Origin of the sequence: Amycolatopsis sp. NPDC059021, from assembly GCF_042739895.1 — a bacterium.
In the GTDB taxonomy this organism is placed as follows: domain Bacteria; phylum Actinomycetota; class Actinomycetes; order Mycobacteriales; family Pseudonocardiaceae; genus Amycolatopsis.
This window is the reverse complement of sequence record NZ_JBHYIQ010000075.1, coordinates 40,035-52,560: the sequence shown is the minus strand read 5'-3', so window position 1 is coordinate 52,560 and position 12,526 is coordinate 40,035. Positions and strand designations below refer to the sequence as shown.

General features: G+C 68.7%; 10 protein-coding genes. 5 read left to right on the top strand and 5 right to left on the bottom strand.

All coding sequences use genetic code 11. The features are described 5' to 3' along the window. Positions 1–153 precede the first annotated feature (153 nt). Together ACFWX1_RS34205 and ACFWX1_RS34200 are read right to left on the bottom strand one after the other, a co-directional pair. Entirely contained in the window at positions 154–1,962 is a 1,809-nt protein-coding gene (locus ACFWX1_RS34205; protein ID WP_378393899.1) for an ABC transporter family substrate-binding protein, read from the bottom strand. Positions 1,963–2,247: 285 nt separating this feature from the next. Then, complete coding sequence (locus ACFWX1_RS34200) at positions 2,248–3,981, bottom strand: ABC transporter family substrate-binding protein (RefSeq protein WP_378393898.1); 1,734 nt, start codon at positions 3,979–3,981, stop codon at positions 2,248–2,250. A 183-nt stretch (positions 3,982–4,164) separates the two neighbouring features. On the opposite strand from ACFWX1_RS34200, the gene uppS reads away from it, so the two are divergent. The 3 genes from uppS to ACFWX1_RS34185 all read left to right on the top strand — a co-directional run bounded on the left by uppS (position 4,165) and on the right by ACFWX1_RS34185 (position 7,737). Continuing rightward, complete coding sequence (uppS, locus tag ACFWX1_RS34195) at positions 4,165–4,929, top strand: polyprenyl diphosphate synthase (protein ID WP_378393897.1); 765 nt, start codon at positions 4,165–4,167, stop codon at positions 4,927–4,929. A gap of 44 nt (positions 4,930–4,973) precedes the next feature. Further along, on the top strand, positions 4,974–6,350 hold the full coding sequence (locus tag ACFWX1_RS34190; RefSeq protein WP_378393896.1) for an MFS transporter: 1,377 nt from the start codon (positions 4,974–4,976) through the stop codon (positions 6,348–6,350). 154 nt (positions 6,351–6,504) lie between these two features. Continuing rightward, positions 6,505–7,737 carry an MFS transporter gene (locus tag ACFWX1_RS34185; RefSeq protein WP_378393895.1) on the top strand — a complete coding sequence of 411 codons (1,233 nt, stop codon included), beginning with the start codon at positions 6,505–6,507 and terminating at the stop codon, positions 7,735–7,737. A 121-nt stretch (positions 7,738–7,858) separates the two neighbouring features. On the opposite strand, the gene typA is transcribed toward ACFWX1_RS34185, so the two are convergent. Next, complete coding sequence (gene typA, locus ACFWX1_RS34180) at positions 7,859–9,787, bottom strand: translational GTPase TypA (protein WP_378393894.1); 1,929 nt, start codon at positions 9,785–9,787, stop codon at positions 7,859–7,861. Between the two features lie 202 nt (positions 9,788–9,989). Between typA and ACFWX1_RS34175 the strand changes: the two genes are divergently transcribed. Continuing rightward, positions 9,990–10,148: a hypothetical protein gene (locus ACFWX1_RS34175; RefSeq protein WP_378393893.1), complete on the top strand. Its 159-nt coding sequence runs from the start codon at positions 9,990–9,992 to the stop codon at positions 10,146–10,148. Between the two features lie 60 nt (positions 10,149–10,208). Here the strand turns inward: ACFWX1_RS34175 and ACFWX1_RS34170 are convergent, their stop codons facing one another. Next, positions 10,209–10,508, bottom strand: coding sequence for a YciI family protein (locus ACFWX1_RS34170; protein WP_378393892.1), 300 nt, complete (start codon positions 10,506–10,508; stop codon positions 10,209–10,211). A gap of 285 nt (positions 10,509–10,793) precedes the next feature. Here ACFWX1_RS34170 and trpS point away from each other — a divergent pair, with 285 nt between their 5' ends. Continuing rightward, positions 10,794–11,759, top strand: coding sequence for a tryptophan--tRNA ligase (trpS, locus tag ACFWX1_RS34165; RefSeq protein WP_378393891.1), 966 nt, complete (start codon positions 10,794–10,796; stop codon positions 11,757–11,759). A gap of 367 nt (positions 11,760–12,126) precedes the next feature. On the opposite strand, the gene ACFWX1_RS34160 is transcribed toward trpS, so the two are convergent. Continuing rightward, entirely contained in the window at positions 12,127–12,522 is a 396-nt protein-coding gene (locus tag ACFWX1_RS34160; protein WP_378393890.1) for a (deoxy)nucleoside triphosphate pyrophosphohydrolase, read from the bottom strand. Positions 12,523–12,526 lie beyond the last annotated feature (4 nt).

The following is a 12,526-nucleotide window of genomic DNA, read 5'->3' as shown; positions in this document are numbered from 1 at the left end:
TGCTTTTTTTTTTTTTTAATCTCAGTGTTTACTTTTGGGGGTGAAAACACCTGTAAAAACTCCTTTGGGGGGGGGGGGGGGGGGCGGGGGGGGGGGGGGCCCCCCCCAATCCCCGGGACTGTTCATCCGAGGGACGGATCAGCAGGCCGGAGCCTACTTCTTCTGAGCCCACTCACCGGCGTTCCACAGCACGCCGTCGTAGGACTGCATGTAGACCCGGTCGATGCCCTTGAAGGCCCACATCGACGGCGTCGCGAAGAGCGGGAGCGTCGCGTACTGGTCCGCGATCGCCTTGTCCGCCTCCTGGTAGTCCTTGACCTTCTGCTGCTCGTCGGTCGCCTTCACCGCGCGGTCGAAGGACTCGTCGATCTTCGGGTCGGACAGGCCCTGGTAGTTCTGGTCGCCGCCCTTGTCCTTGGAGATGTAGATCGTCCGCTGCTCGGCCTTGAACGGCTGAGCCGACCACCCGAACAGCGCCACGTCGTAGTCACCCGCGGCGAGACGGCCACCCTTGAGGAAGTTGGCGTCGGTGTTGTCCTTGACCTCGATGCCTGCCGCCTTGGCCTGCGAGATGATGATCTCGACGGTCTGGGTACGGCGGGCGTTCTGGTTGTGCGCGATCGTGAACGAGGCGCGGACACCGTTCTTGGCGAAGATGCCGTCCGGGCCCTTCGTCCAGCCGGCGTCGGTCAGGGTCTTGGCAGCCGCCTCCGGGCCGAGGCCCGCCTTGCTGCTGTACAGATCCGTGTACCCGGGCTCGCCCTGGAAGAAGTTGATGCTGTTCAGCGGCTCGGCGTCGGACTGGACCGGCTTGAGCAGCTTGTCCACGATCTCCTTGCGGTTGACCGACTCCATGAACGCCTTGCGCAGGTCCTTGTCCTTGAACATGCGCTTGTAGTTCATGTCCAGGTGCTCGTAGGTGAGCTGCGGAGCCGAACCGTAGGTCACGCCCTGCGGCGCGAGGCTCTTCATCGTGCCCGCCGCGGTGGCGTCCGGCTGGGTCGACGCCGCGACGTCGATCTCACCGTTCTGCAGCGCGGTGGCCATCGCCTTGGTGTCCTCCATCGTCCGGACGACGATCTTGGCGGGACCACCCTTGGCACCGATCCACTGCGGGTTCTTCTCGAGCACCACGGACTTCTGGTTGGCGTCGAACGAGGTGATCTTGTACGGGCCCGACGACGGCATGATGTCCGCCTTGAAGCCCTTCCACTCACCGGTCCAGAAGTCGCCGGCCTTCTTCAGCTGCGCCGGGTCGCCGGTCGGCTCGAGCTTGGTGATGTCCGCGATGCCGGTCTTGGCCTCGAGGATGTGCGCGGGCATGATCGCCGGGGCGTTGAAGATGCCCTTGTAGTCCAGGTACGGCGTGCTGTAGGTCGTCTCGAAGGTCAGGTTGTCCTTGCAGACGGCCTTGTCGATCAGCGAGTAGCCGTTGGTGGAGACGGCGTTGAAGGCGGCCTTGCCGTCCGGGCCCTTGGCCTTGCCGCTCTGCGAAAGCCAGGCGAGGTAGAGGTCCTTGCAGTCGTACGGCGCGCCGTCCGACCACTTGACGTTCGGCTTGATCTTGTAGGTGATGACCTGCGGGTCCTTCGACGTGACCGTCCAGGAGTCGAACACGTCGTTGTTGAGCAGCACCTTGTTGTTGCCGTCGAGCTTCAGCGTGCCGGAGAGAATCGCCGTCGAGATGTAGTTGTTGTACGACGTGTTGGTGTCCGGGGTCTGGTTGTTGTAGGCAGAGTACCCGTCATCGATACCGACAGTGATCGTACCGTCCCACGCGGGAGCTTCGGCGAGCTTGAACAGATCACCGCTTTCGGCCTTGCCGACCGCCATCTGTTTGACGTCGTTCGACGAACCGTTCTTGTCCGTGTTGCCGGAGTCGCCACCACCGCTGCATGCCGTCAACAGCAGCGCGGATCCGGCGACCAGCGACAAGGCGGAAACTGCCTTGGACTTCCTCATGAAGTGTGCCCTCCTAGCACTGAGCCCCTGAGATCGGAACAAGGGCCCACAGCTCCGGTTGGATGAGCCGGAGCTTATGACACGCCACGCAGCACTCAATTGGCGCACTGCCGGTGCACGCTAGAAAGGAAATGCACCCACAGTCACCACTTCCCGGTCGATCGTGACCAAAGGGTGACTTCCTGCTGACGGCGGGAAATACCTCGGTTACCAGCTGGAATCCCCTGGGCCACTCCGACGTGTTCCGGATCGTTCACCCGGAAGGGCGGAACGTTCTCGGAACGGCTACTTCGGCCCCCGCGTCCAGTTCACCGCCGACCCGAAAGGACCCACCATCGGCGGACCGGGCGTAACACCGGAAATACCGGAACCGATGGCGAGGGTATCGGCCAACTGGAACAAGGGGACTACGACGTTCCGCCGCCACAATTCGGGTTCGAGTTGAGAAAGCGCGTCCGCGATCGGCGTGGCTCCGGTCAAAGCCGAGTCAATGCCCGGTTGCAGTGCGGAATCGCAGAACCCCGCCGCGTTACCGGGAACCACCGGTTTGCTCTTGTCCGTTCCGGGCGCGATCTGTTCCGGACGACACCCGAACGTGGAGGCCAGCACTGACGCGGTGTCACCGCCGACGGCTTGCGGCACCACCGCGATATCGACGCCCACGTTGCCCGCCGCGTCCGGTGTGCTCTGCTGGATCCCGCCCACCACGGGCATGGCCAGCTGCCCGGAAAAGAGGTCCCTCGGCTGAGGAGTGACCGTCGAGACGTCGATACCGGCGGCGACGAGCTGGCTCGACAGCTTCTTCGCGATCGTCGCGTACGGCTCCTGTTTGCCGGGCGAGGCGAGCACCAGCGAGAGGTTCTTCCCGTTCTTCCGCCAGGTTCCGGCGTCCTTGCTGTATCCCGCCGACTTCAGCAGGTCTTCCGCCTTCTTCGTGTCCGGTGTGGACGGAGGCCCGCCGGGGATGGTCGCGGCGTACCCCGGCACGGACGGCGCCCGCACCTGGGCGTCGGCCCGCATGGTCGCGGACGGGCCGCCCGCGGCCCCCTCGGTGATCAACGCGGAACGGTCGATCAGCGCGGCGACGCCGGCGCGGACCTTTTCGTCCGACAGCACCGGGCTGACCGGGCGCAGCAGGACATCGGCGACCAGCGGCCGGGCGATAGTGTGCAACTGGACCGCGCTGCCGAGCGCGCCCAGTTGCTGCAGGGCCGAGCCGTCGGTCCGCGACAGGACGAATTGGTCGTTACCACTGCGCAGCGCGCCGACGAGTCCCTGGGGATCGGCCCGGCGCACCACGATCCGGTCGATCGCCGAGGGCTTTTCCCAGTAGCGCTCGTTGCGTTCCAGGATCACCTCGCCGCGCGCCTGGTCGAGGCTCTTGATGGAGAACGGTCCGGCGATCGCCGGGAAGTTCGACGCGAGCGCGCCCTTCCAGCCGTCCGGAGCATCCTTGAGCAGATGCGCGGGAAGCAGGTCGGAGAACAGCGTCTGCCATCCGGGATACGGCTTCGCGAAGGTGACTTCGACGCGCTTCCCGCCCTCGCGCGACTGGATGTCGGAGATCAGCCGATAGCCCGCCGGGGCGATCACGCCCGGCTGGTCGCGCATCTGCTCGCGCAGGTAGGCGAAGTCCTCGGCGGCGATCGGCGCGCCGTCCGACCAGGACGCGTCGGGGCGGATTTCGTAGGCCACCACGAACGGCGACTGTGAGACCACCTGCGCGGACTTCATCAGGTTCTTGTCGAGCTCGGTGGTGCCGTCGTCCTTCTGCCGGAACACCGAGGGCAGCAGGAGTTGCGACAGTGCCGACGTGACCTCGGAGGAATCCGCGAGGTTGTGCGGGTTGTAGCCGCCGGCGATGTCGTCGACGCCGACGACGATCTGCGACGGCGCCTTGGTGGCCGTCGACGAAGGCGGTGTCGGCGACGGGGTCGGCGGGGGCGGGGTACTCGAGCAGGCGGCGAGTACCACCGCCACGAGCGCCAGCAACGGCGCCGCCATGCGACTCACCCGCACGCTTCGTTCCTCCCCATTCACCGCCGGAGCACGTCATGGTGCCATGACGGCACCCGGCTCGGCACGAGATTCCCATATCCCGTCCGTGCCACCGTGACCGGATCGGGTACCGCCATCCGGTGGACGCGCCACCGCCCGTCCGGGTTCCCCCGGGCGGGGCATCGATCGGGGTACCGTGCGGGCATGGGGCCGGCCGCAATCGCCTACGGGCAGTACACCCGGCGGCTGCGTGCGACGGTTCGCCGGGGGCCGGTGCCGGAGCACGTCGCGATGGTGATGGACGGGAACCGCCGCTGGGCCCGCGACCAGGGGCTCGACGACGTCAGCCTCGGTCACCGGCGGGGCTTCGAGCACGTCGTGGAGGTCCTGCGCTGGTGTGACGCCGTCGGAGTCGGGCACGTCACGCTGTTCTGGGCGTCGATCGACAATCTCGCCAAGCGCGCCGCGCCCGAAGCCGCCGCGCTGATGCGGACCATCGAGCGGGTCGTGCCGGTGCTGGCCACGACGGGCAGGCGCGTCGACCTCGCCGGGCACATCGATCTTCTCCCGGACACCACGGTGCGCGTGCTGAAGGAAGCCGCCGAGGACACCCGCGGGATCAGCGCGCCCACGCTCACCCTCGCCGTCGGCTACGACGGCCGGGTCGAAATCGCCGACGCGGTGCGCTGCCTGCTCGAAGACGCGGCCCGCGACAACCGGTCTCTGCGGGAGCTGGCGGCGGAGCTGACCCCTGACGTCATCGCCACGCATCTCTACACCAGCGGGAAACCGGACCCGGACCTGGTGATCCGCACCAGCGGCGAGCAGCGGCTGTCCGGATTCCTGACCTGGCAGGCGGCGTTCTCCCAGTTGCAGTGCATCGACGTGTACTGGCCGGGGTTCCGTGAGATCGACTTCCTGCGCGCGCTGCGAACGTATGCGGCTCGGCGGACATCGTCCACGCACTGAAAAATCGCTGGGGCGCCGGGCAGCCTGATCGTTAGCTTGGGCAAGTGTCCCGACGCCCGCTGATCCTGGCCATCGTCCTGCTCGCGAGGTTCACCTTCCCGCTCACGATCACCGGTTCCTCGCTGGCACTGCCGGACGTCCGGGCACAGCTCGGCGCCGGGCTGTCCGCGACACAGTGGGTCGTCAACGGCTACAACGCCTGTTTCGCCGGATTCCTGGTGTTCACCGGATCGCTCGCCGACATCCTCGGCAAGCGGCGGGTGTACGCCGCCGGGCTGGCCCTGTACTGCCTCGCCAACGTGGTCAGCGCGCTCGCGCAGGACATCGTGCTGCTCGACGTCGTGCGCGCGATCGGCGGCGTCGGCGCGGCCGCCGCGGTGACCGGCGGCTCGGCGATCATCGCGGAGACCTTCCAAGGCGCGGCCAGGGGGCGGGCGTTCGCGATGCTCGGCACGGTGCTCGGCGCCGGACTCGCGTTCGGGCCGACGATCGGCGGACTGCTCGTCCAGGCACTCGGCTGGCGGGCGGTGTTCGGTGTGCCCGCGCTCGTCGCCGGTGTCGTGCTGGCGCTGGTGCCGCTGCTGCCTCGCGGGCCCGGTGAGCCCGGCCGCCGGATCGACGTTCCGGGGGCGGCGATGTTCACCTCCGCGCTGCTCCTGCTGATCTTCGCCCTGGTCGAAGTCCCGGACCTGGGCTTCGGGCATCCGGTGATCGTCGGCGCGTTCGGCGCGGCGGCCGTCCTCGCCGTGGCGTTCCCGTTCGTGGAACGGCGGCGCGCGGACCCGATGTTCGAACTCGGGCTCCTGGCGAACCCGCGATTCCTCGGGTACGCCGTCGCGGCGGGGTCGATCGTGTTCATCCTGGTGCCGCTGCTGGTGTACCTGCCCTCGTACCTGATCTCGGTGGCGGGCCTCGGCGCGGGCGAGGCTGGGGTGTGGCTGCTCATGCTGACCGGCCCGGCTGTCGTATTGCCGTCGGTCGGCGCGGCACTGGCGCGACGGCTGCCGTCGGGGGTGGTCGTGGTGGGTTCGGTCGCGGTCACCGGCGTCGGCGCCTTCCTGCTCCTGGCCGTCGACGCGTCGAGCGGTCCGCTCGCCTGGCTCGGCCCGCTCCTGCTCACCGGCGCCGGGATGGGCCTGTCCACCGGACTGCTCGACGGGCTCGCGATCAGCAGCGTCCGGCCGGAGCAGTCCGGGATGGCGGCGGGGATGTTCAACACCTCGCGCCTGGCGACCGAGACGATCGCGATCGCCGTCGTCGGCGCGGTGCTCGCCGGGCTGAGCGACGGGCGGCTGGCCGGGCCCGGCTACACCAGCGCGTTGCACGTCGTGTGCCTGGGGCTGGGGATCTTCGGGCTGCTGGCGACCGGATGCGTGCTCGCGCTGTCCCGGGCTGGACGTCGCGAGGTGCTGCCCGCCTGACCATCGGCTGGGTTCCGGCGGGAGCGAGGGACCTTTGCTATCGTCCTTGAGCTTGCCAATCATTAGCTTGCTCACGAACGATAGCAAAGGTCCCTTGCTCCGCTTCGTGCGAAACCGGGGGCGAAGCGGTCGCGGTTTTTGCCAGAGTGGTCGGGTGACCACCACGCGCAGGCGGGGAGGCCTGCTCCGGCATCACGACTTCCGGCGGCTTTGGCTCGCCGACGGGTTCAGCCAGTTCGGCGATCGCGTCTCGTTCGTGGCGGTGCCGCTGCTCGCGGCGACCACGCTGCACGCGTCGGCGTTCGAGGTGTCGCTCCTGCGGACCGTGCAGACCGCCGCCTATCTGATGCTCGGCCTCCAGGTCGGCGCCTGGTGCGACCGGCTGCGCTGCCGCCCGGTGCTGCTCACCGCGGACCTCGGGCAGGCGGCGGTGTTCGCGTCGGTGCCCATCGCGGCGATGTTCGGGGTGCTCAGCCTCGCCCAGCTGTACGTCGTCGTCGCGATCGCCGGGGTGCTGTCGGTGTTCTTCACCGTCGCGCACCAGACCTATCTGCCGCGGCTCGTCCCTCCTGACGACCTGACCGAGGGCAATGCCCGGCTCCAGGCGAACCTGTCGGTCGCGGCGGTTTCCGCGCCGACCGCGTCGGGTTTCCTCCTGCAGTACCTCGGCGGCCCGGCCGCGCTGGGGGTCGACGCGCTGAGCTTCCTGTGGTCCGCGGGGTGGCTGAGCCGGATCCGGACACGGGAGCCGAAACCCGAACGGCCCGAGCGCGTGCCGATGCGCCGCGAGATCGCCGAGGGCATCGCCTACATCGCCCGGCGACCGGACCTGCGCGCGTTCGCCGGGTCGTACGCGCAGACGAGCCTGTTCCAGGCACCGCAGCTCGCGCTCGGCACTTTGTTCCTGCTGCGGGAAATCCACCTGTCCCCCGGCGCGATCGGGCTGGTCGGCACGATCGGCCTGACCGGCGCGCTCACCGGCGCCGCGACCGCGCGCAGGCTCGGCGACAGGTTCGGGAACGGCCGCATGCTCTGGGTGTCCGGCCTGTTGTTCGGGCTGGGTACCGCGCTCGCACCGCTCACCCAGCCCGGTTGGCTCATCGCGCTGTACCCGCTCGGCGGATTCCTCAACGCGTACAGCATCACGGTCATGAGCGTCCTGATGGTCAGCCACACCCAGGCGTCGACGCCGCCGGAACTCCGCGGGCGCGTCACGGCGACGATGCGGTTCCTGGTGTTCGGCATCGCGCCGATCGGCGCCGCGATCACCGGCGTGCTCGGCGAAACGCTCGGGCTGCGCACGACGCTGTGGATCGGCGCGGCCGGAATCCTCCTCGCGGCGCTGTGGCTCTGGCCGGTACGCCGCGACGATCTCCGAATGCCGTGAAGGCCTCCTTCACAGCATTGGATCCAGTCCTGCCGCGCGTAGCGCGTCCGTTGAGGGCGGCGGCGGGGGCATGGATGGAGCTGTGAAGGAGGCCTTCACGGACCGTGTGTCCTTTGTGGAATCAGCCGTTGTCGCGGCTCTTCGCGCGCGAACGCTCCTTCGCGCGCGTCGCGATGTCGAGCGTGACCTTGCGGACGCGGACGACCTCCGGCGCGACCTCGACGCACTCGTCGGCCGCGCAGAACTCCAGCGCCTCCTCCAGGCCCAGCTTCCGCGGCCGGGCGAGACGCTCGAGCTCGTCACCGGTGGACGAGCGCATGTTGGTGAGCTTCTTTTCCTTGGTGATGTTGATGTCAAGATCCTCGAAGCGCGGGTTCTCGCCCACGACCATGCCCTCGTACACCTCGGCACCCGGCTCGACGAAGAACGTGCCGCGGTCGGCCAGCTGGATCATCGCGTACGCGGTGATCGGGCCGGACCGGTCGGCGACCAAGGAGCCACTGTGCCGGGTGCGGATCTCGCCCGCCCACGGGAAGTAGCCCTCGAACACGTGGTTCGCGATGCCGGTACCGCGAGTCTCGGTGAGGAAGTCGGTGCGGAAGCCGATCAGGCCACGCGAGGGCAGCACGTACACCAGCTTGATCCGGCCGGTGCCGTTGCCGCTCATGTCCTCCATGCGGCCCTTGCGGGACGCGAGCAGCTGCGTGATGGAGCCGAGGTGCTCCTCGGGCGAGTCGATGTAGAGGCGCTCGAACGGCTCGTGCAGCTTGCCGTCGATCGTGCGCAGCACCACCTGCGGCTTGCCGACGGTCAGCTCGAAGCCCTCGCGGCGCATCTGCTCGACCAGGATGGCCAGCGCCAGCTCGCCGCGGCCCTGCACCTCCCAGGTGTCGGGGCGCTCGGTGGGCAGCACGCGGATCGAGACGTTACCGATCAGCTCGGCGTCCAGCCTGGCCTTGACCAGCCGCGCGGTGACCTTGTCGCCGCCGTTGCGCCCGGCCAGCGGCGAGGTGTTGACGCCGATGGTCATCGAGATCGCGGGCTCGTCGACGGTGATCCGGGGCAGCGCCACCGGCTCCTCGACGTCGGCGAGGGTGTCGCCGATGGTGATGTCCGGGATACCGGCGATCGCGACCAGGTCGCCCGCGGTGGCCTCGGTCGCCGGGACGCGGGTGAGCGCCTCGGTGACCAGCAGCTCGGAGATGCGGACGTTCTGCACCGAACCGTCCTCGCGCATCCACGCCACGGTCTGGCCCTTGCGCAGCTTGCCCGCGTGGATGCGGATGAGCGCGATCCGGCCGAGGAAGTTCGACGCGTCGAGGTTGGTGACCAGCGCCTGCAGCGGGGCATCGGGGTCCGCGACGGGCGGCGGGACGTGCCGGAGCAGGGTGTCGAACAGCGGGTCGAGGTTCTCGCTTTCCGGCAGCGCGCCGTCGGCGGGCTGCTCGATGCTCGCCTTGCCGGCACGAGCGGAGGCGTAGACGACCGGGAGGTCGAGGACCGCGTCGAGGTCGGCGTCCTCGATGTCGCCCGCGAGATCGAGGAGCAGGTCGTGGGTCTCCTCGACGACCTCGGAGATCCGCGCGTCCGGCCGGTCGACCTTGTTGACCACCAGGATGACCGGCAGCCCGGCCTCCAGGGTCTTGCGCAGCACGAACCGGGTCTGCGGGAGCGGGCCCTCGCTCGCGTCCACGAGCAGCACCACGCCGTCGACCATGGACAGCCCGCGCTCGACCTCGCCACCGAAGTCGGCGTGGCCCGGGGTGTCGATCACGTTGATGGTGACCTGGCCGTCGGGGGTCTGCCGGTGGATGGAGGTGTTCTTCGCGAGGATGGTGATGCCCTTTTCCCGCTCCAGCTCACCGGAGTCCATCACGCGGTCGACCACCTCGGCCCGTTCGGCGAACGCGCCGGACTGGCGGAGCATGGCGTCGACCAGCGTGGTCTTGCCGTGGTCGACGTGTGCGACGATGGCGACGTTGCGCAGATCGGGCCGGGTCTTACCGGTCGCCTTGCCGGCTTCGACCGCGGTGGCGCTGGCTGCGGGCACGCGAGGACTCCTGAACTATGAAGATCGGTGGGTGTCCGCGACGCTGGGATGCCGTGCTTCTAGCCACTGTGGCCGACTCTGGCCACACGCGGACCGTACAAGGATACCTGTACCTCGATTGTGAGGAGCCCCACGCCCCATAATCGGTAAGCCTCACCTAACCTGAAAGGCCGACGGCGGACGTCGCCGATGAGGAGCAACCGTGGGCAAGAAGCAGCCGGACGACCCGAAGGCGGTCGTGCGCAAGCTGATGAAGGCCGGCAAGGTCAAGAAGAAGTGCTGCCGGTCGAAGTCACGCTGCAAGAAGTGCCCGGTGATGGCGCTGAAGAAGGCCAAGACGCAGCTGGCGAAGGCCGCCTGACCTCGCCAGGAGGGCAACCCCGGCACGAGCTGCCCGTTCCTGCCTCGTCAGTGCGCGGCGTCAGTGCACTACGGCCTCGTTGAGCAGCCGGAGTTCGGGAGCCGTCTTCGTCGGCGAGAACTCGATCACTTCGTACTTGGCGAGATGCTTCACGGAGAACGGGTCGGTGGCCAGGATGGCGTCCAGCTTCCCGCGCTCCATCGGACGCGTGATGATCACGCCGCCGCTGCGGGGATTTCGCCTGCCGGACGCCAGGAAATGGCCGTGCTCGTACTGTTTGTTCAACCATTCGACATGGTCGGGGAGCACGTAGTCGATTTCTTCGATGGGCGCGGTGTAGTTCAGCAGCACGACATACATGGCTATGAAGGTAACTCCGCCCGGCGTCCTGGGCACCGGCGCGCGCCGGGTCGATGCGAAGTGTTGACGGCGCGTGACCGTATCGAGTGATCCGTCCGTTTCGCGCGGTTTCCCTGCGTGAGGCGCGACCGCTAGAGTGGGTGTATGCGCACGTCGAACGTTCAGTGGTGGCCGCCCTCCGGCGGCTCCGACGTTCTGCGATAACACGCGACGGCCGCCCCGACGGGCGGCCTTCTCGCTGTGCGGGGGACTTCCCTCGGGGCCCAACCCTGGGAAGGAAGACACATGATCAAGCTGTCCGGCATCACGCCGTCGGGACACGTCCAGCTCGGCAACCACCTCGGAGCCCTTCGGCGGTGGGCGGCCGACGGCGGGCCGGACGACCTGTACTTCGTGTCCGATCTGCACGGTATGACTACAGCGCACAACCCGGCGAAGCTCCGCTCGCTGGCGACCGAGCAGCTGGCCGTGCTGATCGCCACCGGAATCGAGCCGGAGCGCATATTCGTCCAGTCCGATCTCGCCCGCGAACTGGGCGCGCTGACCTGGATCCTGGAGTGCACCTGCTCCTACGGCGAGGCCGCGCGGATGATCCAGTTCAAGGAGAAGTCCAAGGGCCAGGCCGGGGTGCGGCTCTCGCTGCTGACGTACCCGGTGCTGATGGCCGCGGACATCCTGCTGCAGGGCGCCGACCAGGTGCCCGTCGGCGAGGACCAGCGTCAGCACGTCGAACTGGCGCGGGCGCTGGCGAAGCGGTTCAACGGCACCTACGGCGAGGTGTTCACCATGCCGGAGGCGGTACTGCCGCCCGCGGCCGCGCGGGTGAAGGACCTGGCCGAGCCGACGCGGAAGATGTCGAAGTCGACCCGGGACTCGGCGGGCGTGGTGTTCGTGCTGGACGATCCGGACCAGATCCGCCGCAAGTTCCGGCGCGCCGTCACCGATGGCGGCTCGGTACCGGCGTACGAGCCGGACACCCGGCCGGGCATCGCGAACCTGCTGGACATCCTGGCCGCGTGTACGGGAGGCGACGCCGCTTCGCTGGCGGCGGACTACCCGTCGTACGGGGCGTTGAAGGATGCCGTCGCGGACGCGGTGATCGAGGAGCTGCGACCGGTCCGGGAACGTACCCAGGCCCTGCTCGACGACGTCGCCGAACTGGACCGCATCCGCAAGGCCGGGGCGGACCGGGCCGCCGAACGGGGCGCGCACCGGCTGTCCTCGGCGCTGCGGCTGTTCGGCGCGGGCTGAAGAGGGGGTGGGTGGCGGTGGTCCGTGGGGGCCTCCCTGAGGGACTCTGGGTCCCTCGATGCGTCCCCCACGGACCTGCGCGGCCTTCCTGAGCTGCGGAAAGAGAGCAAGGGACCTTTACTGACGTCCTTAAGCTCGCCAATGATTAGCGTGCTAACCAACGTTAGTAAAGGTCCCTTGCTCCCCTCCGGCGATAGCAAAGGTCCCCCGCTCCCCTCCGCGCGACGACCGGAGCCGCCGCGCCGGTGCCGAGGGACGCCTTCGGTGCGTTCGATGCACCCAGGGCGTCCCTCGGTGCGGCCAGCGCACCCAGGGCGTCCCTCGGCACACCCCGCAGCACCCCCGCACCGCCCTTCGGCACACCCCCTCAGGAACCGGCGAGCAGTGCACGCAAGGCGGGCAGCAGCACGCGGTCCGCGGGCAGCCACTCCAGGTCGTCGAGATCCTCGAGCCCGAGCCAGCGCACCGCCGAGTGCTCCACCGCGCGCGGCTCGTCCCCCGGCGACGTCAGCTCGGCCGCGTAGATCCGCAACACCTTCGCGGAGCCCAGCGGGACATCCTCGCCGACTCGCCCACCGACGGACACCGCGACGTCCAGCTCTTCGAGGCATTCACGCGCCAGAGCGTCCACATCGGACTCGCCGGGTTCGACGCGCCCGCCCGGCAACTCCCACTGGCCCGCGTGCCGCTCGGGCCACGCCCGCTGCTGGGCGAGCAGCTTCCCGGCACGCACCAGTGCCGCCCCGACAATCACATCGCTCATGAGC

Bases quoted from the DNA above. Each gene is read 5' to 3' on its own strand.
- trpS (WP_378393891.1), top strand. From the start codon at position 10,794: ATGATCAAGCTGTCCGGCATCACGCCGTCGGGACACGTCCAGCTCGGC.
- uppS (WP_378393897.1), top strand. From the start codon at position 4,165: ATGGGGCCGGCCGCAATCGCCTACGGGCAGTACACCCGGCGGCTGCGT.
- ACFWX1_RS34160 (WP_378393890.1), bottom strand. From the start codon at position 12,522: ATGAGCGATGTGATTGTCGGGGCGGCACTGGTGCGTGCCGGGAAGCTG.
- ACFWX1_RS34170 (WP_378393892.1), bottom strand. From the start codon at position 10,508: ATGTATGTCGTGCTGCTGAACTACACCGCGCCCATCGAAGAAATCGAC.
- ACFWX1_RS34205 (WP_378393899.1), bottom strand. From the start codon at position 1,962: ATGAGGAAGTCCAAGGCAGTTTCCGCCTTGTCGCTGGTCGCCGGATCC.